Here is a 23436-nt window from a genome sequence, read left to right on the forward strand (position 1 = left end):
TCTTCACAAGTTTGTGAAACGAGCGTAGCTTCCAAAACATGGAAACCCCGATTGAGGTGTCCGGCCTGGTGAAAACCTTCGGCCGGACCCGGGCACTCGACGGACTCGACCTCACCGTCCGCGCCGGGGAGGTGCACGGCTTCCTGGGCCCCAACGGCGCCGGCAAGTCGACCACCATCCGGGTGCTGCTCGGTCTGCTGCGGCCGGACGCGGGGACCGTCCGGCTGCTCGGCGGCGACCCGTGGCGCGACGCCGTCGCCCTGCACCGCCGCCTTGCGTACGTCCCGGGCGACGTCACCCTCTGGCCGAGCCTCACCGGTGGCGAGGTGATCGACCTGCTCGGCCGGATGCGCGGCGGGCTCGACCCGAAGCGCCGCGCCGAGCTGCTGGAGTCCTTCGAGCTGGACCCGCGCAAGAAGGGCCGGGCCTACTCGAAGGGCAACCGGCAGAAGGTCGGCCTGGTCGCCGCGCTCGCCTCCGACGTCGAGCTGCTGATCCTCGACGAGCCGACCTCCGGGCTGGACCCGCTGATGGAGGAGGTCTTCCAGCACTGGGTGCGCCGGGCCAAGCAGGACGGCCGCACCGTGCTGCTCTCCAGCCACATCCTGGCCGAGGTGGAGGCGCTCTGCGACCGGGTGACGATCATCCGCAACGGCGTCGCCGTCGAGTCCGGCACCCTCGATGAGCTGCGTCACCTCCAGCGAACCTCGATCGAGGCCGAGATCGTCGCCCCGCTGGACGGGCTGGCCGACCTGGCCGGCGTGCACGACCTGCGGGTGGACGGCAACCGGGTGCGCTTCGACGTGGACAGCGCCGCGCTGGAGACCGCGCTGCGTCGGCTCACCGAGCTGGGCGTACGCAGCCTGGTCAGCAAGCCGCCGACGCTGGAGGAGCTGTTCCTGCGGCACTACGAGGCAGATCCGACCGAGGTGGCCGCCGCATGAGTACGTTGACGGGCACCCGCCACGTGGCCCGGCTGATCCTGCGCCGGGACCGCGTCCTGCTCCCGCTCTGGGTGCTGCTGCTCGCCGTCCTGCCGGCCACGTACGCGGCCAGCTTCTTCGAGCTGTTCCCGACCGAGGCCGAACGGGCCGCGTACGCCGCCGGCACCGCCCGCAACCCGTCGATCGTCGCGCTGCTCGGCCCGGCGTACGGCGACAGCATCGGCGCGCTCACCGCCCAGCGCAGCGGGTTCCTGCTGGTGATCATCGCGCTGGCCAGCCTGCTCACCGTCATCCGGCACACCCGGACCGAGGAGGAGGCCGGCCGGCGGGAACTGCTCGGGGCCACCGTGCTCGGCCGGCACGCCGGGCTGACCGCCGCGCTGCTCGTGACGTACGCGGCCGATCTGCTGCTCGGCCTGGTCACCGTGGCCGGGCTGGTCGCCTCCGGGCTCCCGGCGGCCGGCTCGTGCGCGTACGGCCTCGCCACCGTGCTGACCGGCATCGTCTTCGCCACCATCGGCGGGCTGGCCGCCCAGCTCACCGAGACGGCGGGCGGGGCGCGGGGGATCGGGATCGCGGTCCTCGGGGCGGCCTTCGGGCTCCGGCTCGTCGGCGACACCGCCACGCACGACTGGCCGAGCTGGCTCTCGCCGCTGGGCTGGGCGGCGCGGGTGCGCGCGTACGAGGGGGATCGCTGGTGGGTGCTGGCGCTGCCGCTGGCCGCGACGGTGCTGCTCGCCGCGGTCGCGTACCCGGTGTCGGTGCGCCGCGACCTGGGTGCCGGCCTGCTGCCACCCCGCCTCGGGCCGGCCACCGCCGGCCGGGCCCTCTCCGGGGCGTTCGGGCTGGCCTGGCGGCTGCACCGGGGGCAGATCCTGTGGTGGTCGGTCGGCTTCGGCCTGCTCGGGCTGATCCTCGGCGGTGCGGCGCAGGCCGCCGGCCGATCCATGGAGGGCAACGCCCAGTTGGAGGAGATCATGGCCCGGATCGGCGGCGCCTCCGGCCTGGCCGACGCGTACCTCGGTGCGACGCTGAGCCTGGCCGGCCTCGCGGCGGCCGGGTACGGCGTGCAGGCCGCGCTGCGGATGCGGTCGGAGGAGACCGACGGGCGGGCCGAGCCGTTGCTGGTGACCGGTACGCACCGCTCGACCTGGCTGCTGTCCCACGTGGTGTTCGCGCTGCTCGGGCCGGTGGTGGTGCTGGCCGTGACCGGCCTCGCCATCGGCCTGACGTACGGGCTGAGCGTGCACGACGTGCCGCGTGAGCTGCCCCGGATGGTCGGCGCCGGGCTGGCCCAGGTGCCTGCGGCCTGGGTGCTGGCCGGGCTCGCGGTGCTGCTCTACGGCCTGCTGCCCCGGCTCGCCTCGGTGGCCTGGGCGATCTTGGCGGTCTGCGTGCTGCTCGGCCAGCTCGGCGCGGTGCTGAAGCTGAGCCAGTGGCTGTTGGACGTCTCTCCGTTCACCCACACCCCGCAGGTGCTCCGGCCGCAGTGGAGTGCCACCCCGTTCTGGGTCCTGGCCGCTGTGGCCCTCGTCGCGGCGGCGGCCGGCCTGGCGGCCTTCCGCCGCCGCGACGTCCCGGTCACCTGATCCGCGTTGTCGTCGGCCCGGTGCCGTTGATCATCATGATCGGCCGCCGGGCCGGCGGGGCGACAGGGGGTGGGGGTCAGTGGGCGGTTTCGTTGCGGATCATCAGGGCCGAGCGGAGGCCGGTGATGTCCAGGACGCGGAGCAGGAAGTCGCCGACGTTGCTCAGGACCAGCAGGCTCTGCGCGTGGCTGGCCTTGCGGCTGAGCACCACCAGGGTGCCGAGGCCCTGCGAGTCGCAGAAGGTGACCCCGCCCAGGTCGAGCACGATGCGCGGCGGAGGGTCGGCCAGCACCTCGTTGACGACGGTCGACAGTTGGGTGGCCGTAAGCATGTCGATCTCACCGGCGAGGCGAAGCACGACGTCATCGCCTGTCCGGTGTACCGTGATGGACAGTTCGGCACGATCCACCCGGTCAGCCTATCGCGATCTCGACCACCCGGCCCGTCGAGCCACCGCCGCCTGCCGCCCGCGCCGGTCGGGCGAGCGTGAGCCCGGTAACGCCCGAAGCGGGGTGGCTGCCGGTCACCCGTCCGACGCTGACACAATGGCCGCATCGTGAGCGAGACGTTTTCCGCCGGATCCGGCCGCTACCCGGCCGACGCGCCGGCCTCCGAGGCCCTGTTCGACCGCGCCAAGGCCATCGTGCCCGGCGGGGTGAATTCTCCTGTGCGCGCGTTCCGTGCCGTGGGCGGCACCCCGCGTTTCATGGTCCGGGGGGAGGGTCCCTGGCTGTTCGACGCCGACGGTCGCCGCTACGTCGACCTGGTCTGCTCCTGGGGGCCGCTGGTCCTCGGCCACGCCCACCCGGTGGTGGTCGAGGCGCTGCGGAAGGCCGCGGCGCTCGGCACCAGCTTCGGCACTCCGACGCCGGGCGAGGTCGACCTGGCTGAGGAGATCATTGCGCGTACCCCGGTGGAGCAGGTCCGGCTGGTCAACTCGGGCACCGAGGCGACCATGTCGGCGATCCGGCTGGCCCGTGGCTTCACCGGCCGCGCCAAGATCATCAAGTTCTCCGGCTGCTACCACGGGCACTCCGACGCACTGCTCGCCGCCGCCGGCTCCGGCGTGGCCACCCTCGGCCTGCCCGACTCGCCCGGCGTGACCGGCGCCGCCGCCGGCGACACCATCGTGCTGCCGTACAACGACCTCACCGCCGTCGAGGCTGCCTTCGCCGCCGAGGGCCCGCACATCGCCGCGATCATCACCGAGGCGGCCGCCGGCAACATGGGCGTGGTCGCCCCGCGTGACGGCTTCAACCAGCACCTCGCCCGGATCGCCCACGCGTACGGCGCGCTGCTCATCGTCGACGAGGTGATGACCGGGTTCCGGGTCTCCCGCGCCGGCTGGCACGGCCTCGACCCGTCCGACGCCGACCTGTGGACGTACGGGAAGGTCATGGGCGGTGGCCTGCCCGCCGCGGCGTTCGGCGGGCGCGCGGAGATCATGGCGAAGCTGGCCCCGGCCGGCCCGGTCTACCAGGCCGGCACCCTCTCCGGTAACCCCCTCGCGTGCGCCGCCGGCCTGGCCACGCTCCGCCTCGCCGACGACGCGCTCTACCGGAAGCTCGACGAGACGGCCGCCGTGGTGAGCAAGCTCGCCACCGACGCGCTGGCCGCCGCCGGGGTGCCGCACCGCCTGTCGTCCGCGGGCAACATGTTCTCGATCTTCTTCACCGACGCCGACGTGGTCGACTACGACAGCGCCCGCACCCAGCAGGTGCCCGCGTTCAAGGCGTTCTTCCACGCGATGCTCGCCGCCGGGGTCTACCTGCCGCCGAGCGCGTTCGAGGCATGGTTCGTGTCGGCGGCGATCGACGACGCCGCCCTGGAGCAGATCGCCGACGCCCTGCCGGCCGCAGCGGCGGCGGCAGCGGCAGGACACGGGGGGCAGCAATCGTGAGCGAGACGGTGGTCCACGTGCTGCGGCACGGCGAGGTGCACAACCCGGACGGCATCCTCTACGGCCGGCTGCCCGGTTTCCGTCTCTCCGAACTGGGCGTCCAGATGGCCAAGGCGGCCGCCCAGGCGCTCGCCGACAAGACCGTGGTGCACGTGGTCGCCAGCCCGCTGGAACGCGCGCAGCAGACCGCCGATCCGATCGCCGGGCACTTCGGCCTGCCGGTCGGGGTGGACGAGCGGCTGATCGAGAGCGCCAACTGGTTCGAGGGCAAGAAGGTCTCGCCGGGCGACGGTTCGTTCCGCGACCCGCGCAACTGGTGGGTGCTGCGCGACCCGGTCACCCCGTCCTGGGGCGAGGCGTACCGGGCGATCGCCGAGCGGATGTTCGCCGCGCTGCACGCCGCCCGGATCGCCGCCGAGGGGCGCGAGGCCGTACTCGTCTCCCACCAGCTTCCCATCTGGACGCTGCGCCGGTACGTGGAGCGCAAGCGGCTCTGGCACGACCCGCGCCGGCGGCAGTGCGGGCTGGCGAGCCTCACCTCGTTCCACTTCGACGGCGCCAAGATCGCCGGCATCGGCTACTCCGAGCCGGCGGCGCACTTGATCGCGATGTCGGTGACCGCGCGGACGGCCAAGGGGGCCTGATGCCCAGCCGGAGGCTCGTCGCCGCCCTGCTCGCCGCCGCCACCGCCGGGGCGGTGCTGGTCGGCTGCAACTCCGGCAGCCAGGAGAACCGGTGCACGAGTGACGGCCTCATCATCACCTGCGCCCCCGACCAGCGGTCGAAGACCCCGAAGGTGAGCGGTGAGCTGCTCACCGGGGGCAGCTACGACGTCTCCCGCGACCGCGGGCAGGTGGTCGTGGTCAACTTCTGGGGTTCCTGGTGCCCGCCCTGCCGGGCCGAGGCCGACGACCTGGAGGCCACCTACCAGGCCACCAAGGCGTCCGGGGTGACCTTCCTCGGCATCAACGTGCAGGACAGCAAGGACAAGGCGATCGCCTTCGAGGAGGGCCGGGTCACCTACCCGAGCCTCTTCGACCCGGCCAGCCGGCAGGCGCTCAACTTCGACATCCCGCCGAACACCACCCCGGCGACGGTCGTGCTCGACCGGGACGGCCGGATCGCGGTGGTGATCCGCCGAGCCGTCACCCAGGACGAGCTGCGACCGATCGTGGAGCGGATCGCCGCCGAGCAGCCGGCGCCCAACGGGTCCCGCTGATGGGCGAGACGTTCCGCCAACTCGCCGAGTCCGGCCCGCTGTTGCTGGCCGTCGGCGCGGCGGCACTCGCCGGGCTGGTCAGCTTCCTCTCGCCCTGCGTCCTCCCGCTGATGCCCGGCTACCTCTCCTACGTCACCGGCCTGGCCGGCGCCGACCTCGAGGGCCGGGCCGCGAGGAAGGGCCCCCTGTTGACGCCTCCGGTGGCGGAGGGGGACGCGGCAGACACCGAGGCCGGCGCGGTCGCCGTCGCCGCGCCCCCGGCCCGGCCGCCGGCCGCGGTGAAGGGGCGGGTGCTCGCCGGCACGCTGCTCTTCATCGCCGGCTTCACCGCCGTGTTCGTCGTCACCGCGATCGTCACCTCCTTCGTCGGCCGGCTGTTCTTCCAGTACCAACGCGCGCTGGAGATCGCCATTGGCGTGCTGATCGTGGTGCTCGGGCTCAGCTACCTCGGGGTGATTCCCGGCCTCCAGCGCGAGTTCCGGATCCAGCGGCTGCCCGCCGCCGGCCTGCTCGGCGCCCCGGTTCTCGGCGCGGTCTTCGCGCTGAGCTGGGTGCCCTGCACCGGCCCGACGCTCGGCGCGGTGCTCGGTATGGCGGCCGCCGAGGGCAAGACCGACCGGGCGGTGCTGCTCGCCGTGGCGTACTGCCTGGGGCTGGGGATACCGTTCATCGTCTTCGGGCTGGGCTTCCATCGCCTGCTCGGGGTGTTCCGCGCGGTCCGGCGCAACAGCCGCTGGGTCACCCGCATCGGCGGTGTCCTGCTGATCCTGATCGGCCTGGCGTTGGTCACCGGTGGTTGGCAGGACTTCGTGATCTGGCTGAAGACGCATGTGGGCCCGGGTGAGGTGAGCATCTGATGACGACGGTGGACGACCGGCCGTCCGCACCGCCCGCCGGAGCGCCCCGGCGGCGGGTCAACCCGGTGCTGGCCCTGCTGCGCAACTCGTGGCGGCAGCTCACCAGCATGCGTACCGCGCTGATCCTGCTCTTCCTGCTCGCGGTGGCCGCCATCCCCGGCTCGGTGCTGCCGCAGCGCGGGGTCAACCCGGAGAGGGTCAACCAATGGTTCCTCGACCACCCCGACCTGGCCCCCCGGCTCGATCAGCTCGGCCTGTTCGAGGTCTTCGGCTCGGTCTGGTTCTCCGCGATCTACCTGCTGCTCTTCACCTCGCTGATCGGCTGCATCCTGCCCCGGGCCCGCGACCACGTCCGCGCGCTGCGTCGCCGGCCGCCGGCCGCGCCGAAGCGGCTCGACCGGCTGCCGCAGCACGCGGTGCTGGAGGCGCCGGCCGCCGCCGACCCCGAGGCGATCGCGGCGGTGCTGCGCCGCCGCCGCTGGCGGGTCGTGGCACGCGACAACGAGGTCTCCGCCGAGAAGGGCTACCTCAAGGAGACCGGCAACCTGCTCTTCCACGTCTCGCTGGTCGCCGTCCTGCTCGGGGTCGCGGTCGGTTCGTGGTACGGCTGGCACGGCAACCGGATCCTGGTCGCGGGTGACGAGAACGCCTTCTGCAACACCCGCCAGCAGTACGCCGAGGCGTCGCTCGGCCCCCGGGTGGACAGCGCCGACCTGCCCCCGTTCTGCCTCACCCTCGACCGGTTCGAGGCGGAGTACCTCCCCTCCGGGCAGCCGTCGCGCTTCTGGGCGACGGTGACCGTGGACGAGCCGGACGGGGCGAAGCGAACCGCCGGTTTCTCGGTCAACTCGCCGCTGCGGCTCGGCTCGGCCAACGTCTACCTGCTCGGCAACGGGTACGCGCCGATCCTGAAGTACACCGACAAGTACGGCCGCAGCCAGACCAGCACGGCGCCCTTCCTGCGCACCGGCGACCCGAACGCGACCGAAGAGGGCGTCGCCGCGTTCCCGGACGCGAACCTCGACCCGAAGACCGGCCGGCGCGCCTCCGATCAGCAGGTCGCCTTCGACGGGCTCTACCTGCCCACCGCCCCGGACAGCCCGCCGTTCGTCTCGTCGCGCTTTCCCGAGGAGCGGAACCCGGCGGTGGTGCTGGTCGCGTACCGGGGCAACCTCGGGATGGACGCCGGCATCCCCGGGTCGGTCTACAAGCTCGACCAGGGGCAGATCGCCAATGGCAAGCTGAAGCAGATCGGCAACAAGAAGCTGGGCCTGGGCGAGAAGTGGACCCTGGACGACGGCAGCACGGTGGAGTTCCTCGGCACCAAGTCGTACATCACCATCTCGGTCCGGTACGCCCCCGGGCAGACGCTGATGCTCGGCGCCTGCGTGACGCTGCTGCTCGGCCTGATGGGTTCCCTCTTCGCCCGGCGGCGGCGGGTCTGGTTCCGGGTTTCGTACCCCGAGGGTGGATCTCCGACGGGCGGTAGTAGTTTGGTGGAGGCCGGTGGGCTGCCGCGCACCGAGCATCCGGGGTTCGCCGACGAGTTCGCGCAGCTCGTCGCCGCGGTCAGCGACGACGGGCGGGACGACCGGCGGGCGCGAGAAGGAGACGAGTGATGTCCGCACTCTCCGACCAGCTGGTCACGTACGCGATCCTGGCGTACCTGGTCGCGATGATCAGCCACGCCGTCGAGTACGCGCTGGGCAACGCCCGGGCGGTGTCGGCGAAGGTCGCCGCCCCGGCCCGGGAACTGGTCGGCGCGGGCGTCGGGGGTTCCGGTGGCACCGGTGAAACGGTGGCGGCGACTTCCGCCACCCCGGCCGAGCCCCGGCCCAGCCGCTCGGCCGCGCGGGCCGCGCTGGCCGGGCAGATCGCCGGCTGGGTCACCGCGCTCGCCGTCGTGCTGCACCTGGGCGCGGTGGTCACCCGGGGCGTGGCCGCCGAGCGGATGCCCTGGGGCAACATGTACGAGTTCGTGCTGACGGGCACCTTCATCGGGGCTGCGGCCTGGCTGGTGGTGCTCTGGAAGCAGCCGTCGCTGCGCCGGCTGGGACTCTTCCTGACCCTGGTCATGGTGCTGCTGTTGGCGTTCGCCGAGCTGAAGCTCTATGTGCAGGTCACCCCGCTGATGCCGGCCCTGCAGTCGTACTGGTTCATCATCCACGTGTCGACGATCATCTTCGCCTCCGGCATCTTCCTGCTGGGTGTGGTGCCGGCCGCCGCGTACCTGATGCGGGCCGGTTGGGAGCAGGGCCGGCGGAGCTTCCCGTACACCCTGGCCCGCCGGCTGCCGGCGGCGGCCGGCCTGGAGCGGCTGACCTTCACGCTGCACGCCTTCGCGTTCCCGATCTTCACGTTCGCGGTGATCGCCGGGGCGATCTGGGCCGAGGCGGCCTGGGGTCGGGCCTGGGGCTGGGACCCGAAGGAGACCTGGGCGTTCATCTCCTGGGTGGTGTACGCCGGCTACCTGCACGCCCGGGCCACCCCGAGCGTGAGGCGGAACGTGGCCACCTGGATCTCGATCCTGGGCTTCCTGACCATGCTGATGAACCTGTTCGGGGTCAACTTCTTCTTCACCGGCCTGCACTCGTACGCCGGCGTCAACTGATCCGTCCGCGCTGACCGCCGGAGCCGCGCGGCTCCGGCGGTCGCGTCGTCTCAGCGGGTCGGTCGCCGGCTGCTCAGCACCCCGTCCACCCGCAGCGTGATCTGGTACGCCACCTCGGGCAGGTCGGCCAGTTCGAGGCGATCGGCCCGCAGCGCGAACTGGGCGTGCAGTTCGCGGGCCACGGCGTCCCGGATCTCGGCCTGGAGCGGGGTGAGCCCGTCCGGATCGCCCACCACGTACGCGTCGCTCATCCTCGTAGCATCCGCCGGGCCGCTCCGGCCCGCAAAATGTAGGACTACACTTCTAAGAACTGTAGTTCTACGAAATGCGGTGACCCCAGGTGATTCAACCGTCGAAGCCGAAGGGGATCTTCGACCGGGACGTCGAGTGGGCGGAGCTGACGCAATTCGCCGCCGACGAGCGCCCGGGCGCGACCCTCGGCGTCGTCAGCGGCCGACGCCGTCAAGGCAAGACGTTGCTGCTCTATGAGCTGGCTCGGGCCACTGAAGGCTTCTACTTCGGAGCCACCGAGGCCACGGCGGCGGAGTCGCTGCGCCGGCTCGGCGAGGCGCTCGGCGCATACACAGGTGCGCCGGGACCGCTTCAGCTGGCCGGCTGGGGTGCGGCCGTGGATGCGTTGCTCGCTTTGGGGCGAGAGGGACCCGTGACCGTGGTCATCGACGAGTTCCCGTATCTCGTGCGCGCGGCCCGCGACCTTCCGTCGATCATCCAGCACGCGCTCACGCCCGGACGGCCGGAGCGCACGCAGTCCCGTACCCGTCTGCTGCTCTGCGGATCGGCCCTGTCCTTCATGGGCGGCCTGCTCGCCGGGTCCGCCCCGCTGCGTGGCCGGGCCGGCCTGGAGTTGCCGGTGCAGCCGCTGGACTATCGGGCCGCTGCGATGTTCTGGGGCATCGAGGACCCGTTGCTGGCCGTGAAGGTCTTCTCCATCGTGGGTGGGACGCCGGCCTACCGTCGCGAATACGTCCAGGACGATGCACCCGACGGTCCGGAGGACTTCGACAGATGGGTGGTGCGGGCAGTCCTCAACCCGGCGCGGCCGTTGTTCCGCGAGGCGCGTTACCTACTCGCCGAGGATCCCGATCTGCGGGACGCCGCTCTCTATCACTCCGTGCTGGCGGCGGTTGCCGAAGGCAACGCCAGCCGTGGCGGGATCGCCGGCTACATCGGACGCAAGGCGACCGATCTGCAACATCCACTGACCGTGTTGGAGGACGCCGGCCTGCTGGTGCGGGAACCGGATCCGTTCCGGAGCGGACGCAGCAGCTACCGGATCACCGAACCGCTCATCACCTTCTACCAGGCCGTCATGCGACCTGCCTGGACCGCGCTCGAACAGCGTCGTGGCGGAGACGTTTGGCGCCGCTCGAAACGCCGCTACACCAGTGCCGTCCTCGGTCCCCGGTTCGAGGAGATCGTCCGGCAGTGGACCATCCGCTTCGCCGACCTCGACGTCTTCGACGGCGTCGTCGCGGAGGCCAGCGCCGCGACTGTGACGGACCCGTCCACCCGAACCAGCCACGAACTGGATCTCGTCGCGCTCGGTGAGCCGCCGCTCGGTGACGGGCCGCGTCCGCTGCTCGCAATCGGCGAGGTGAAGTGGGGTCGGCGGATGGGCCAGGCGGACCTGGAACGGTTGCGGCGCGTGCGAGAGTTGCTCCTGCGCCGCCCCGGATTCGACACCACCCGCACCCGCCTACTGCTGGCGAGCGCGGAGGGGTTCACCGAGGACCTGATTACGTCGGTGGCGACGCGACCGGACGTGATCCTGGTGGATCCCGGGGTGCTCTACGGCGTCGAGGATGGCTTCTCCACTTCTCTTCCAGGGCTCGGGTGGCAGGGCTGACAGAGTGCTTCCGCATCGCTACCGTCCGACTCGGGCGTGTCTCGTCCGCCTTCGCGGCGGGCGCTTCCTTCTCCGATCACAGGAGTTTCCGGATGGGCGAGCAGATGTCGACAGCGGCGTTGAGCCGTTCCCAGCTTCGTCGGTCGCGCGTCGCGGCCGGGTTGAGCCAGGAGGAGTACGGCCGTCGCATCCACTACTCGACGTCGCTGATCTCGGCGTGGAGCTGGGGCACACCACGCCCGCACTCGACTACCTGAGACGGGCCGACGACGCCTTCGACACCGGCGGGCTCTTCGTCGCGCTTCGGGAGCTGGGCCGGCGGGAACGGGAACCGGTCTGGTTCCGGCCCTGGCTGGAGGCGGAGCGGGAGGCCACCCAGTTGCGTTGCTTTGGGGCGACGATGGTGCCTGGGCTGTTGCAGACGGCCGACTACGCGCGGTCGGTGTTCAGGCTCGATCCCACCCTCACTCCCGACCGGGTGGAGGAGATGGTGACGGCCCGGCTCGACCGGCAGGCCATCCTCGACCGGGAGGACCCGCCCCACCTGACCGCCGTGATCGACGAGACGGCCCTGCGTCGCTTCGGCGAGGAGGGTATGGACGTGATGGCGGGGCAGCTCCGGCACCTGTTGGCCTGCGCCCGGCGTCCGCACGTCAGCGTGCACGTGCTACCGCAGGCCGCCGGGCTGCACGCCGGCCTGCTCGGCCCGTTCATCCTCGGTTCGACGGTGACTGGACGGCCTTTCTCGACAACCAGATCGGCGGCACGGTGGTGGACGACGTCGAGGGGCTGGCGACGCTGCTCGGAAGGTGGGAGAGTCTGCGCAGCGACGCGCTGCCCCGGCAGCAGCAGTCGATCGGCCTGATCGAGGAGATCTTGAAGCCATGGACCTGACCGGTGCCCAGTGGCGCAAGTCCACCCGGAGTGGCAACGACAGCGGCGCGTGTGTCGAGGTCGCCGACAATCTGCCCGGCCGGGTGCACGTGCGGGATTCCAAGGACCGTGCCGGCGCGGTGCTGACCTTCTCGCCGCGCGCGTGGCGAGCCTTCGTGGAGCTGGCCCGCAGCCGCTGACCGCCCCAACTGAACGATCGGCGGAGGCGGGGCGTAACCGATCGTGACGGGTCAGGCGCCGAACCAGCCAGGGACGTCGAGGCGGAAGAAGTTCGGCAGGGCGACCGTGCGCAGGTCGTCCTCCAGCGCCGCGACCCGGTCGGTGCCGAGGGCCGCCGCCCAGCGATCCCGGAGCTGGTCGAAGATGACCGCCGAGCGGCGCAGCCCGTCCAGCCCCCGGTCGGTCAGCCGGACCAGCTTGCGGCGCGCGTCGGCCGGGTCGTCGGCGCGTTCCAGGTAGCCGAGCGTCACCAGCCGGTCGACGGTCTTGCCCGCCGCCTGCTTCGAGACGCCGAGCCGCTGGCCCAGCTCGCTGGCGGTGGTGCCGGCCACGCCGACCGCCTGGAGGACGAAGCCGTGCACCGGGCGCAGGTCGGGGTGCCCCTGGCGGGCCAGCTCGGCGTGCAGGTCGTCGATGAGCGTACGGAAGCCGGCGAGCAGGAGCAGGGGGAGTACGAAGCCGGGGCGGTCAGGCGTTGCCATGTTCGACAACCACGTTTACTATTTGGTCAACCACATTGACTATCGTACCCGGGAGGGCCCGGCATGTCCCGACCTGTCTTCACCGCACACACCCTCGACACCGCGCCCGCCGCCGCCCGCGCCACCATGGCGGGCGTCCACCGCAACCTCGGCCACCTACCCGCCGCCGTCGCCCTGATGGCCGAGTCCCCGGAGCTGCTCAAGGGCTTCCTCACCGCCAACGCCGTCTTCGAGGCCAGCGACCTCGACCCGATCGCCCGCGAGGTGGTGGTGTTCACCGTCGCCACCCGCAACGAGTGCCACCTCTGCGTGGCCATGCACACCGCCGCGCTCACCCGCCAGGGCGCCGACCCGGAGTTGATCGACGCCCTGCGGGCCGGCGCGGAACTGCCCGACCCGCGACTGGAGGCGCTGCGCCGGTTCACCCGCGCCGTGCTCGATCACCGGGGCGCGGTCCCGGACGACGGGCTGGACGCCTTCCTCGCCGCAGGCTGGCAGCCCCGGCACGCGTTGGACGTGGTACTCGGCGTCGGGACGTACACCATCTCGACCTTCGCCAACCGGCTCACCGCCGCGCCGCTCGATCCGCCCCTGGCCGCGTACGCCTGGGAGCCGGCCGCCTGACCGGCGCGGCCCGGCGGGCGGGGTCAGCCGCGAAGGAACGGCAGCAGCAGGGCGGCCAGCTCCGCTGGGCGTTCCTCGAACAGCCAGTGACCGCAGTTGTCGACCACCTCGCCGGTGACCGTGCCGGCGTACCGGCGCACCTGGTCGGCGACCTGGGGGCCGAGGCTGGCCTGGGCGCCGACGGCGAGCACCGGCATGGGCAGCCGGGTCGACCGGTACGCCGCGTTGTCCGCGACGTCCTGACCGAACGCCCGGAAGTAGCCGAAACTGGCCCGCAGGTGCGCCTCGTCGCGCAGGTGCCGGGCGTACTCCTCGATGTCGTCCGGGCCGAGGCTGCCCTTGTTGACCATGATCGAGTCGCTGAAGCGGTCCACCCAGAGGGCCTCCCGGCCGACGACGAGTTGCTCCGGCAGGCCGTTGGGAACGGTGAAGAAGCCGAAGTTCCACACGGCCGGGCCGGCGGCGGTCAGCGCCGGGATGGTGTAGATGCTCTCGTCGGGGATCGGCGCCTCGGTGAGCACCAGCCGGGCGACCGAGTCCGGGTGGGCGGCGGCGTAGGCGTACGCGACCATGGTGCCGAGGTCGTGGCCGACCAGTCGGATCTCCCCGGCCAGGCCGAGTCCGGTGAGCAGCCCGTGCAACTCGGCGGCGACCGTCTTCTTGTCGTACCCGCCGGGCGGGGCGTCGCTGTCCCCGAAGCCGCGCAGGTCGGGGGCGACCACCTCGTACGACTCCGCCAGCTCCGGCAGCAGGTGCCGCCACATCCGCCAGCACTGCGGGTAGCCGTGGAGCAGCACCACCGTGGGTCCCCGGCCACCCCGGACGTAGTTCCACGTCACGTCGCCGACCCGGGCCCGCTGCTCGGTGAATCCCGTTGGCATCCGTCCGTCGCCCATGTCGCCCTCCGCCCTGGTCCGGCCGCTCGACTACCCCGCCGGCCGTCGCCCATGCCGGTGCTGCTCGGCGTCGAGAGGGCCCCCGCTCAGCCGGGGGTGTTGCGGGAGAGCCGTTCCGGTCACGTCACACCAACCCGGCGTGGGCGGGGTGGTGGGCGGTGCGGGAGGATGGCGGCATGGCGGCTCGTGGCTTTCCGTACCCCGATCTGAAGGACTTCCTCGCGGCGCTGGAGCGCGCGGGCGAGCTGCGGCGGGTCAGCGTCCCGGTCGACCCGACGCTGGAGATCAGCGAGATCGTGACCCGGACGGTACGGGACGGCGGCCCGGCACTGCTCTTCGAGCGGCCGACCCGGGGCGAGATGCCGCTGGCGATCAACCTGTTCGGCACCGAGAAGCGGATGGCGATGGCGCTCGGCGTCGAGTCACTCGACGAGATCGGCGAGCGGATCGGTGGGCTGATCAAGCCGGAGTTGCCGGTCGGCTGGTCCGGCATCCGCGAGGGCCTGGGCAAGGTGATGCAGCTCAAGTCGGTCCCGCCGCGCAAGGTGAAGACCGCACCCTGCCAGCAGGTGGTCTACCGGGGTGACGACGTCGACCTGAGCCGGCTGCCCGGGCTCCAGGTCTGGCCGGGCGACGGCGGCGTCTTCCACAACTTCGGGCTGACCCACACCAAGCACCCGGAGACCGGCAAGCGCAACCTCGGCCTCTACCGCCTCCAGCAGCACAGCCGGAACACGCTGGGCATGCACTGGCAGATCCACAAGGACTCCACCGCGCACCACGCCGTCGCCGAGCGGCTCGGCCAGCGGCTCCCGGTCGCCATCGCGATCGGCTGCGACCCGGTCGTCTCGTACGCCGCCACCGCGCCGCTCCCGAGTGACATCGACGAATACCTGTTCGCCGGGTTCCTGCGCGGCGAGCGGGTGGAGATGGTCGACTGCCTGACCGTGCCGTTGCAGGTGCCGGCGCACGCGCAGGTGGTGCTGGAGGGCTATCTGGAGCCCGGGGAGCGGTTGCCCGAGGGGCCGTTCGGCGACCACACCGGCTTCTACACGCCGGTCGAGCCGTTCCCGGTGCTGCACGTCGAGACGATGACCATGCAGCGCGACCCGGTCTACCACTCGATCGTCACCTCCAAGCCCCCGCAGGAGGACCACGGCCTCGGCAAGGCCACCGAGCGGATCTTCCAGCCGCTGCTCAAGCTGATGATCCCGGACATCGTCGACTACGACCTGCCGGCCGCCGGGGTTTTCCACAACTGCGCGATCGTGTCGATCCGCAAGCGCTACCCGAAGCACGCGCAGAAGGTGATGAACGCGATCTGGGGCGCGCACCTGATGTCGCTGACCAAGTTGATCGTGGTCGTCGACGAGGACTGCGATGTGCACGACTACGCCGAGGTCGCCTTCCGCGCCTTCGGCAACGTCGACTACGCGCGCGACCTGCTGGTCACCGAGGGGCCGGTGGACCACCTCGACCACTCGTCGTACCAGCAGTTCTGGGGCGGAAAGGCGGGCATCGACGCCACCCGCAAGCTGCCCGCCGAGGGCTACACCCGGGGCTGGCCCGAGGAGATGACCATGAGCCCCGAGGTGGTCTCCCTGGTCGACAAACGCTGGAAGGAGTACGGGATCTGATGGCCGACGAGGGCACCCCCCGCGATCTTGCAGTTTCGGTCGCCGATTCGTCCCCTTCCGCCGGCACTGCCGGGTCAGGAAGTGCAAGATCACGCGGGCGGGTAGGGGCGTTTCTGCGGCTGGTGGCGATCGAGCACTCGGTTTTTGCGTTGCCGTTCGCGTACCTGTCGGCGCTGACCGCGATGCAGGTGCACGGCGGGCACGTTCGGTGGGGCGAGCTGCTGCTGATCACCGTGGCGATGGTCGGGGCGCGCACGTTCGCCATGGCCGCCAACCGGATCCTCGACCGGCGGATCGACGCGCGGAACCCGCGTACCGCCAACCGGGAACTGGTCACCGGGGCGGTGAGCCTGCGGACGGCCTGGACCGGCGCGGCGGTCGCCCTGGTGGTCTTCCTCGCCGCCGCCGCCCTGCTCAACCCGCTCTGCCTGGTGCTCGCGCCGCTCGCCGTGGTGCCGCTGGTCGTCTACCCGTACGGCAAGCGGTTCACCAACTGGCCGCACGCGATCCTGGCCATCGCCCAGGCGGTCGGGCCGGTCGGCGCGTGGCTGGCGGTCACCGGCACCCTCGCCGGCTCCTGGCCGGCGTGGCTGCTCGGCGCGGCCGTCGGTCTGTGGATCGGCGGCTTCGACCTGATCTACGCCTGCCAGGACGCCGACGTCGACCGGCGGATCGGCGTGCACAGCGTCCCCGCCCGCTACGGGCTGCGCTTCGCGCTGCACGCCTCCACCGTGGCGCACGTGGTGACCTTCGCGCTGTTTCTCTGGTTCGGCGTGCTGGTCGGTTTCGGCTGGCTCTGGTGGATCGGGCTGGCGCTCACCGCGCTCGCCTTCGGCTACCAGCACCTGGTGGTCAGCCCGACCGACCTGAGCAAGGTCAACCGGGCGTTCTTCACCGCCAACGGGTTCGTCGGCATCGCGCTGTTCGTCTTCGCCGTGCTCGACCTGGTGATCCGCCTCGGCCTGCGCGGCTGAGCGGGTGCCGGCGCGGCAGCGGGCTCAGCCGCCGGAGCCGGCCGGGTAGCGGGCGCTTTCCAGGGTCCAGTCGACGGTGCCGCGGACGGCGTTGGCCACCCCGTCGAGATGGGCGGTGACCGACTCGTCCAGCGCCGGCCCGAAGGACGGCACGGCGGCGCGCAGCGCCAGGAAGCGCCCCATCTCCGTACGCCAGCGCGCCGCGACCAGGTCCACCGCGGTGGCCACCGGCACACCCCGTTCGGCGGCCACCGCCAGCACCAGGTTGTGGCCGCCGGCGGTGGCCCGATCCCGGTCCAGCGAGGCGATGTCGTTGAACCAGGAGAGCAGGTCGTTGCCGAGGTCGGCGAGCCGGCGCAGCGCGGGGTGGTGGTGGACCGCGTCGGGCAGCGGCCGGCCGGTCGCGAACTCGATCAGCGGGTACGACACGTACGCCGCCGAGGTGGCCCGGCGCAGCTTGACGTACTCGTCTACCCCGGGCGGCCGGCCGGCGGTCCTGGCGACCGCCTCCCGCCACGCGCCGTCGAGATGGTGGGCGACGGCGTCGGCGAAGCGGAGCCGCCAGCGGGCCGGCATCCGGCGCCGGGGCTCCCGCCACGCCTCCACGAGCAGCCGGCGCAACGGGCCGGTGAGGCCGGGATGGCGGGCACGGGAGCCCTGCCGGAGCAGGGTGAGCGCGCCGTCCCGCAGCGCCCGGATCCGCGCCGGGTCCGGCTGGCCCGGCCCGTCGCAGATGTCGTCCACCAGGAAGAACCAGGTGAACAGGGCGGTCAGTACGCGCAGGTCGGGCTCGTCGGCGTCCGGGTGGAGCCGGCTGGCGTACCGGGCGAAGCCGGCGCGGGCCAGCCGCTCCCGGGCGACGGCGTCCGGCGGCAGCCCGAGGCGGTCGAGCTGACCGGTCAGCCACTCCTGCACCGGCTCGGCGTACGGGGAGAGCCGGGGCGCGATCGGGCAGGCGGACCGTAGGAACCGGAGCACGGTTTCCGTCATCACCGATTCCTCGCGTCGACCTCTTGCGCCGACGGAAGCATGGCAGGTTGGTGGGATTCCCACGTGGCCGGCGGACAACGTGCTCGACGTGGGACAAGCGGGGCACTCCGGACGGGCGCTCCGGGGGTGCCCGCCCGGCGCTCCGGCCGACCAGGCACGCTTGACGGTATGCGCGAACCATGGGTGGTGGGCGTCTCCGGGGCATCCGGCACGCCGTACCCGGCCGCCGTCGTCCGTGGCCTGCTCGACGCCGGTGAGGCGGTGGACCTGATCGTCTCCCGGGCCGCCCGGCTGACCATCCTGGACGAGACCGGACGCCCCTTCCGGGACGCGCACTGGGCCGACGACCTGGCCGCCTGGCTGGGCCGCGACCTCGCCGACGCGGACCTGCGGTTCTGGCCGGCCGGAGACCTGGCCGCCGGGCCGAGCAGCGGCTCCTACCGGGTACGCGGAATGGCCGTCGTCCCGGCCAGCACGGCGGCCTGCGCCGGTATCGCGATCGGGCTCTCCAAGGACCTGTTGCAGCGCGCCGCCGAGGTGAACCTCAAGGAACGGCGACCGGTGGTCGTGGTGCCACGGGAGACCCCGGTGACCCGCAGCCACCTGGAACACCTCATCACGCTGCACGACGCCGGTGCCGTCGTGCTGCCGGCCAGCCCCGGCTTCTACGGAGCCGGCGCGGCGGCCTCCGCCCAGCAGCTGGTCGACTTCGTGGCCGGCAAGGTGCTGGACGCGCTCGGTGTGCCGCACACGCTCTTCCGGCGCTGGTCGGGCGAACTGGCGGCGGCCCGACGGGACGCGGACCGCACCTGACGTCCGGTCCGCGTGCCGATCGGCACCGGGTCAGTACATGCCGGCGTTCGCCGGTCCGGGGCCGGTCGAGGCGGTCGGGCCCGCATTGCGTGGCCTGCCCATGTCCTCCGCCTCGTCCAGCATGCCCTCCCCCTCAAGCAGGGCTCGCACCTCGGATTCCCGAAAACGGCGATGCCCGCCTGGAGTCCGGATGCTGCCTATCCGGCCGGCCGCTGCCCATCTGGTCACGGTCTTCGGGTCAACCCGAAACAGTGCAGCGACCTCACCCGGTGTCAGCAGGCGATCTCCAGTGTCCACAGCCCCCTCCTCGCGTCGACGAAGCCCCCGGCTGAACACACTGCCCCCGGCCGGTGCGAGCCCAGAGCCGTCATGAGGGACGTATGGCAATTACAGCACCGGGGATCTGGCCTGTCCGCCCAAACGCGAAAAACGCACGGAAGTGAGAAGTTAGTAAATGGTACCGGCCGAGAGTTGCCCTGACCGCTGGTTTGTGAACCGATACATGACGTCACGTTCAACTGTTGCCGACCGTCGGGCGTTACGCCCGAACGGATAGGGTGACACTCCGTGGACGCGATCGACCTGAGCCTCGTGGAGTTGCTGCGCGGGAACGCCCGCCTGTCGTACGCCGAACTGGCCCGCCAGGTCGGCCTCTCCGCCCCGGCCGTGCACGAGCGGGTCGGCAAGCTGGAGGCGAGCGGGGTCATCCGGGCGTACCGGGCCGAGGTGGAGCCGGAGGCGATCGGGCTCCGGGTCACCGCGCTGATCGGCATCGTGGAGGACTCCAACGCCGACACCGACGACGTGCTGGAGGCGTTCCGGCAGATGCCCGAGATCGAGTCCTGCTACTTCATGGCGGGGGTCGAATCGTTCCTGCTCAAGGCGCGGGTCGGCACCATCGCCGAGCTGGAGCAGCTGATCGTACGGCTGAACCGGACGCCGGGGGTGGCCTCCACCCGTACCGGCATCGCGCTGTCGACCAAGTGGGAGAACCGGCCCCAGCCGGTCGAGCCGCCCGCCTCCTGACCGGCGGTGCCGCCGGGCCGGCCGGGACGCGAGCCGACCTCGCTTGTAACGTTGCCGGCGTGACTCAACTCGACCGGTGCGACGAGGCCAGCCGGGCCTGGGTGACCGAGGCGATCGCCACGGTCGAGGCGGACGCCAACCGTTCCGCCGACACCCACCTGCTGCCCTTCCCGCTGCCCCGGGAATGGGGAATCGACCTCTACCTCAAGGACGAGTCGGTGCACCCCACCGGCTCGCTCAAGCACCGGCTGGCCCGCTCGCTCTTCCTGTACGGGCTCTGCAACGGCTGGATCGGCCCGGCGACCACGATCGTCGAGGCGTCGTCCGGCTCGACCGCGGTCTCCGAGGCGTACTTCGCCCGGATGCTGGGGCTGCCGTTCATCGCGGTGATGCCCGCCGCCACCTCGCCCGAGAAGATCGCCCAGATCGAGTTCCAGGGCGGGCGCTGCCACCTGGTCGACGATCCGGCCAGGGTGGTGATCGAGGCCCGCTGGCTCGCCGAGGACACCGGTGGGCACTACATGGACCAGTTCACGTACGCCGAGCGGGCCACCGACTGGCGGGGCAACAACAACATCGCCGAGTCGATCTACGCGCAGCTCGCGTTGGAGCGGCACCCCGTACCGGCGTGGGTCGTGGTGGGCGCCGGGACCGGCGGCACCAGCGCCACCATCGGCCGGTACGCCCGCTACCGCCGGCTGCCCACCAAGCTCTGCGTGGTCGACCCGGACAACTCCGCCTTCTACCCGGCCTGGCAGGCCGGCGACTGGTCGCTGCGGACCGACCGGGGCTCCCGGATCGAGGGGATCGGCCGCCCCTGCGTCGAGCCGTCCTTCCTTCCCTCGGTGGTGGACCGGATGGTCCAGGTGCCGGACGCCGCGTCGCTGGCCGCCATGCGGGCCGGCTCGGCGGTGCTCGGCCGCCGGGTGGGCGGCTCCACCGGCACCAACCTGTGGGGGGCGTTCGGGCTGATCGCGGAGCTGCTCGCCGCCGGGCGGACCGGGTCGGTGGTCACCCTGATCTGCGACGCCGGTGACCGCTACGCGCACACGTACTACGCCGACGAGTGGGTGGCTGCCCAGGGCCTCGACCTCGCCCCCCACCTGGCCACCATCGACAACTTCCTCACCACCGGCACCTGGCCCGCCTGATCGGGCGCGCGGCGCAGGGTCAGCGCGGGTCGATCCGCTCGGCCAGGCCCGGGTAGCGCACCACGAAACCGTCCGGGTCGATGTCCAGGTCGGCCGTGAAGGTGTCGCTGGCGAAGCGGACCCGGCCCGGCCCGAGCGAGGTGTAGACCTGATCGGTCGGCAACACGGCCAGGCCGGGCAGCAGCACCCAGGCCACGGTGACCTGCCGGGCGTGATCCGCCGGGGTCCGGCCAAGCCCGATCCGGCGTACCGGAAGGGTGTTGAACAGCGGCGAACCGCTCAGGTCGACGTCGAGCGCGGCGGCCAGCCGGTCCGGCTCGTCGGTGCCCGGCAGCCCGGCCGGCGGATGGCCGGCGGCCCGCAACGCCGCGTCCAGGTCACCCTCCTCGCCGGTGCGCACCCGCCAGCCGTCCCCGGCGCGTTCCAGGCGTACGTTCCGTGCCCAGCCGGCCCCCGTGGCCTCGACCTCAAGTGAGCTGGTGCACCAGTCCGCGCCGACGGTGAGCTGGTATCGGCAGGTGTACGGGATGGGGTCCACGGCGAGCACCACGCCCCGCGCGAGAAGACCCTCCCGATCGTCGAAGACGGCGTGCTCGGATCCGGCGGTGTCGGTCCGGGACCAGAAGAGCGACTTCGGCATGGTCGGCATGAGGCGGACGTTACGCCCTTGGCCAGGCACCGGCACGGGATGCGGGAACGCCGCCGCCGAGTGGCTCGGCGACGGCGTCCGTCAGCTTCTCCGCAATCTCAGGCGGAAGCGGGCACCGGTCAGTGGGTGCGCGCCGCCGGGCGACCGCCGAAGCTGCGCCGGTCGTCGCGGGGCCGGTCGTCGCGGGGCCGGTCGTCCCGGGCCCGGTCGTCCCGGGCCCGGTCGTCCCGGGCCCGCCCGTCGGCGCGGAACCCGGCCCGGCGATCCGTCGGCCGAAGGTCGCCACCGCGGTCACCGAAGCGCCGGTCACCCCGGCCGTCCCGGTCGCCGAAGCGCCGCCCGCCCTGCGAGCGGTCCTCGTACCGCTGCTCGCCGCGCTCGCCGTAGCCCCGAGCGTCGCGGTCGCCGTAACCCCGGGTGTCGCGGTCGCCGTAGCTCCGGGCGCCGCTGGGCCGGTCCCCGGGCCGGCGCTCGCCACCCCGGTCCCCGACCTGCTCGCGTCGATCCCCGAAGGGGCGGCCCGAACGCCGTTCGTCCCGGTCAACGGAGACCCGGTCGCCGAACCGGCGCTCGCCATACCCACCCCGGTCGAACGAGCCCCGCTCGCCCCGCGAGCCGCGCTCGAACGATCCGCGTTCGCCCCGGTCGAACGATCCGCGCCCGCTTCGCTCGAACGATCCACGGTCGCCGCGGTCGAACGATCCGCGCTCGCGGCCGAAGCGGCGCGGGCCGGACGGGCGGTCGCCCTGACGGCGCGGCTCAGGCTCGGCCCGGACCGGTACGCCGCTGGGCTCGCGGGCACCGGTCAGCTCGGCCAGCGCCGGGTCACCCGCGCGGACGCGGGTCTGGGCCGGCTCGACGCCCGCCTTCTCCAGCATGGCGAGGGTCGTGCGGCGCTGCTTCGGCAGCACCAGGGTCGCCACCGCGCCCGACTCTCCCGCCCGGGCGGTACGCCCCGCCCGGTGCAGGTAGTCCTTCGGGTCCTTCGGCGGGTCCACGTGCAGGACCAGCGACACCCCGTCGACGTGGATGCCCCGGGCCGCCACGTCGGTGGCGACCAGCACCTTCATCCGCCCCTCGCGGAACTCGGCCAGGGTCCGGGTACGCATCCGCTGGGTCTTGCCGCCGTGCAGGCCGCCCGCGCGTACGCCGACCGCGGCGAGCTGCTCGACCAGCCGGTCGACGCCGAGCTGGGTACGCGCGAAGAGCATGGTGCGCCCGTCGCGGGCCGCGATGGACGCCGCGACGGCGAACTTGTCGTGCGGCGGGATCAGCAGCAGGTGGTGGTCCATGGTGGACACGGCGGCGGTCGGTGGCGCGGTGGAGTGGGTGACCGGGTCGGTCATGAACCGGGTGACCAGGGTGTCCACGTCGTTGTCCAGGGTGGCCGAGAACAGCAGCCGCTGGGCGTCCGCCGGCGTCTTCGCCAGCAGCTCGGTGACCTCGGGCAGGAAGCCCATGTCGGCCATCTGGTCGGCCTCGTCGAGCACGGTGACCTCGACGTCGTCCAGCTTGCAGACGCCGCGCTCGATGAGGTCGCCGAGCCGCCCCGGGGTGGCCACGACGATCTCCACGCCCCGGCGCAGCGCGTCGATCTGCCGGTCGTACGGCACGCCGCCGACGGCGGTCTTGAGGAAGATGCCGACGGCCTTGCCGAGCGGCGCCAGCGCGTCGTTGACCTGCATGGCCAGTTCACGGGTGGGCACCAGGACCAGGGCACGCGGGTGCAGCGGGCGGGCCCGGTTACGGTCGGCGAGCCGGGCGATCACCGGCAGGCCGAAGGCGAGCGTCTTGCCCGAGCCGGTCTGGCCCCGGCCCAGGACGTCGTGTCCGGCGAGGGCGTCCGGCAGGGTGGCCCGCTGGATCTCGAACGGGGTGGTGATGCCCTGTCGGGCGAGCGCGTCGACCAGCCGCCGGGGCAGGCCCAGCGCGGCGAAGTCGGGGGTCTCGGTGGCCGGAAGCTCCGGCGTCGGGGCCTGGTCGGCGGACGGGGACGTGCCGGGGGCAGCAGAAATGGACAAGAAATGCCTTTCGAGCGGGGCGCATCTTCGCGATGGCCCGCCGCAGCGCTGAACGCCGCCGAATCGCCCGCAA

25 protein-coding genes are annotated in these 23436 nt (G+C 72.4%); 17 read left to right on the forward strand and 8 right to left on the reverse strand.

The window, feature by feature from the left end; all coding sequences use genetic code 11:
* The first annotated feature begins 38 nt into the window (after positions 1-38).
* Both GA0070621_RS24835 and GA0070621_RS24840 read left to right on the forward strand, forming a co-directional pair.
* Positions 39-944 carry an ABC transporter ATP-binding protein gene (locus GA0070621_RS24835; RefSeq protein ID WP_091200262.1) on the forward strand — a complete coding sequence of 302 codons (906 nt, stop codon included), beginning with the start codon at positions 39-41 and terminating at the stop codon, positions 942-944.
* On the forward strand, positions 941-2533 hold the full coding sequence (locus GA0070621_RS24840; RefSeq protein ID WP_091200264.1) for an ABC transporter permease: 1593 nt from the start codon (positions 941-943) through the stop codon (positions 2531-2533). Before GA0070621_RS24835 ends, GA0070621_RS24840 begins: the two co-directional genes overlap by 4 nt.
* Positions 2534-2609: 76 nt before the next feature.
* Here GA0070621_RS24840 and GA0070621_RS24845 read toward each other — a convergent pair whose 3' ends face one another.
* The gene (locus tag GA0070621_RS24845; protein ID WP_091200266.1) at positions 2610-2942 is read right to left on the reverse strand and encodes an STAS domain-containing protein; all 333 of its coding nucleotides are present in this window, start codon (positions 2940-2942) and stop codon (positions 2610-2612) included.
* A gap of 147 nt (positions 2943-3089) precedes the next feature.
* Between GA0070621_RS24845 and hemL the strand changes: the two genes are divergently transcribed.
* The 6 genes from hemL to ccsB are packed head-to-tail and all read left to right on the forward strand — an operon-like array spanning position 3090 to position 9120.
* Positions 3090-4433 (forward strand): glutamate-1-semialdehyde 2,1-aminomutase, encoded by a 1344-nt coding sequence (gene hemL, locus GA0070621_RS24850; RefSeq protein ID WP_091200268.1) that lies wholly within the window; start codon positions 3090-3092, stop codon positions 4431-4433.
* A complete protein-coding gene (locus GA0070621_RS24855) occupies positions 4430-5077 on the forward strand; it encodes a histidine phosphatase family protein (RefSeq protein WP_091200270.1) in 648 nt (215 codons plus the stop codon). The genes hemL and GA0070621_RS24855 overlap by 4 nt, the downstream gene beginning before the upstream one ends.
* The gene (locus GA0070621_RS24860; protein ID WP_091200272.1) at positions 5077-5652 is read left to right on the forward strand and encodes a TlpA family protein disulfide reductase; all 576 of its coding nucleotides are present in this window, start codon (positions 5077-5079) and stop codon (positions 5650-5652) included. The genes GA0070621_RS24855 and GA0070621_RS24860 overlap by 1 nt, the downstream gene beginning before the upstream one ends.
* Positions 5652-6509: a cytochrome c biogenesis CcdA family protein gene (locus GA0070621_RS24865; RefSeq protein WP_091200274.1), complete on the forward strand. Its 858-nt coding sequence runs from the start codon at positions 5652-5654 to the stop codon at positions 6507-6509. Before GA0070621_RS24860 ends, GA0070621_RS24865 begins: the two co-directional genes overlap by 1 nt.
* On the forward strand, positions 6509-8128 hold the full coding sequence (gene resB / locus GA0070621_RS24870; protein WP_091200276.1) for a cytochrome c biogenesis protein ResB: 1620 nt from the start codon (positions 6509-6511) through the stop codon (positions 8126-8128). Before GA0070621_RS24865 ends, resB begins: the two co-directional genes overlap by 1 nt.
* Positions 8128-9120: a c-type cytochrome biogenesis protein CcsB gene (ccsB, locus tag GA0070621_RS24875; RefSeq protein WP_091200278.1), complete on the forward strand. Its 993-nt coding sequence runs from the start codon at positions 8128-8130 to the stop codon at positions 9118-9120. The genes resB and ccsB overlap by 1 nt, the downstream gene beginning before the upstream one ends.
* 50 nt (positions 9121-9170) lie before the next feature.
* Here ccsB and GA0070621_RS24880 read toward each other — a convergent pair whose 3' ends face one another.
* Complete coding sequence (locus GA0070621_RS24880; protein WP_091200280.1) at positions 9171-9371, reverse strand: hypothetical protein; 201 nt, start codon at positions 9369-9371, stop codon at positions 9171-9173.
* Between the two features lie 89 nt (positions 9372-9460).
* Between GA0070621_RS24880 and GA0070621_RS24885 the strand changes: the two genes are divergently transcribed.
* The 3 genes from GA0070621_RS24885 (at position 9461) to GA0070621_RS24895 (ending at position 12060) form a co-directional block, all read left to right on the forward strand.
* A complete protein-coding gene (locus tag GA0070621_RS24885) occupies positions 9461-10987 on the forward strand; it encodes an AAA family ATPase (RefSeq protein WP_091200282.1) in 1527 nt (508 codons plus the stop codon).
* A gap of 217 nt (positions 10988-11204) precedes the next feature.
* Positions 11205-11852 carry a DUF5753 domain-containing protein gene (locus GA0070621_RS24890; protein ID WP_167667314.1) on the forward strand — a complete coding sequence of 216 codons (648 nt, stop codon included), beginning with the start codon at positions 11205-11207 and terminating at the stop codon, positions 11850-11852.
* Between the two features lie 19 nt (positions 11853-11871).
* The gene (locus GA0070621_RS24895) at positions 11872-12060 is read left to right on the forward strand and encodes a DUF397 domain-containing protein (protein ID WP_091200285.1); all 189 of its coding nucleotides are present in this window, start codon (positions 11872-11874) and stop codon (positions 12058-12060) included.
* 51 nt (positions 12061-12111) lie between these two features.
* Here GA0070621_RS24895 and GA0070621_RS24900 read toward each other — a convergent pair whose 3' ends face one another.
* Positions 12112-12582 (reverse strand): MarR family winged helix-turn-helix transcriptional regulator, encoded by a 471-nt coding sequence (locus GA0070621_RS24900; protein ID WP_091200287.1) that lies wholly within the window; start codon positions 12580-12582, stop codon positions 12112-12114.
* Positions 12583-12645: 63 nt separating this feature from the next.
* Here GA0070621_RS24900 and GA0070621_RS24905 point away from each other — a divergent pair, with 63 nt between their 5' ends.
* A complete protein-coding gene (locus GA0070621_RS24905; protein WP_091200289.1) occupies positions 12646-13206 on the forward strand; it encodes a carboxymuconolactone decarboxylase family protein in 561 nt (186 codons plus the stop codon).
* A 23-nt stretch (positions 13207-13229) separates the two neighbouring features.
* Here the strand turns inward: GA0070621_RS24905 and GA0070621_RS24910 are convergent, their stop codons facing one another.
* Entirely contained in the window at positions 13230-14102 is an 873-nt protein-coding gene (locus tag GA0070621_RS24910; RefSeq protein ID WP_091200290.1) for an alpha/beta fold hydrolase, read from the reverse strand.
* 176 nt (positions 14103-14278) lie between these two features.
* On the opposite strand from GA0070621_RS24910, the gene GA0070621_RS24915 reads away from it, so the two are divergent.
* Both GA0070621_RS24915 and mqnP read left to right on the forward strand, forming a co-directional pair.
* Positions 14279-15739, forward strand: a complete 1461-nt coding sequence (locus GA0070621_RS24915) for a menaquinone biosynthesis decarboxylase (RefSeq protein WP_091200292.1) — start codon at positions 14279-14281, stop codon at positions 15737-15739.
* The gene (mqnP, locus tag GA0070621_RS24920; protein ID WP_091200294.1) at positions 15739-16713 is read left to right on the forward strand and encodes a menaquinone biosynthesis prenyltransferase MqnP; all 975 of its coding nucleotides are present in this window, start codon (positions 15739-15741) and stop codon (positions 16711-16713) included. Before GA0070621_RS24915 ends, mqnP begins: the two co-directional genes overlap by 1 nt.
* 24 nt (positions 16714-16737) lie before the next feature.
* Here the strand turns inward: mqnP and GA0070621_RS24925 are convergent, their stop codons facing one another.
* A complete protein-coding gene (locus tag GA0070621_RS24925) occupies positions 16738-17703 on the reverse strand; it encodes a terpene synthase family protein (RefSeq protein ID WP_091200296.1) in 966 nt (321 codons plus the stop codon).
* Positions 17704-17871: 168 nt separating this feature from the next.
* Here GA0070621_RS24925 and GA0070621_RS24930 point away from each other — a divergent pair, with 168 nt between their 5' ends.
* Entirely contained in the window at positions 17872-18516 is a 645-nt protein-coding gene (locus GA0070621_RS24930; protein WP_091200297.1) for a UbiX family flavin prenyltransferase, read from the forward strand.
* A 30-nt stretch (positions 18517-18546) separates the two neighbouring features.
* Here the strand turns inward: GA0070621_RS24930 and GA0070621_RS24935 are convergent, their stop codons facing one another.
* Entirely contained in the window at positions 18547-18813 is a 267-nt protein-coding gene (locus tag GA0070621_RS24935; RefSeq protein ID WP_091200300.1) for a BldC family transcriptional regulator, read from the reverse strand.
* Positions 18814-19083: 270 nt separating this feature from the next.
* Here GA0070621_RS24935 and GA0070621_RS24940 point away from each other — a divergent pair, with 270 nt between their 5' ends.
* Together GA0070621_RS24940 and cds1 are read left to right on the forward strand one after the other, a co-directional pair.
* Entirely contained in the window at positions 19084-19542 is a 459-nt protein-coding gene (locus GA0070621_RS24940) for an Lrp/AsnC family transcriptional regulator (protein ID WP_091200302.1), read from the forward strand.
* A gap of 59 nt (positions 19543-19601) precedes the next feature.
* Positions 19602-20693, forward strand: a complete 1092-nt coding sequence (gene cds1 / locus GA0070621_RS24945; RefSeq protein WP_091200304.1) for an L-cysteine desulfhydrase Cds1 — start codon at positions 19602-19604, stop codon at positions 20691-20693.
* A gap of 19 nt (positions 20694-20712) precedes the next feature.
* Here the strand turns inward: cds1 and GA0070621_RS24950 are convergent, their stop codons facing one another.
* Together GA0070621_RS24950 and GA0070621_RS24955 are read right to left on the reverse strand one after the other, a co-directional pair.
* Positions 20713-21333, reverse strand: coding sequence for a putative glycolipid-binding domain-containing protein (locus GA0070621_RS24950; RefSeq protein ID WP_091202823.1), 621 nt, complete (start codon positions 21331-21333; stop codon positions 20713-20715).
* 128 nt (positions 21334-21461) lie between these two features.
* The gene (locus GA0070621_RS24955) at positions 21462-23363 is read right to left on the reverse strand and encodes a DEAD/DEAH box helicase (RefSeq protein WP_167667320.1); all 1902 of its coding nucleotides are present in this window, start codon (positions 23361-23363) and stop codon (positions 21462-21464) included.
* Positions 23364-23436 lie beyond the last annotated feature (73 nt).

The organism is Micromonospora narathiwatensis (genome assembly GCF_900089605.1).
GTDB classification, from domain to species: domain Bacteria; phylum Actinomycetota; class Actinomycetes; order Mycobacteriales; family Micromonosporaceae; genus Micromonospora; species Micromonospora narathiwatensis.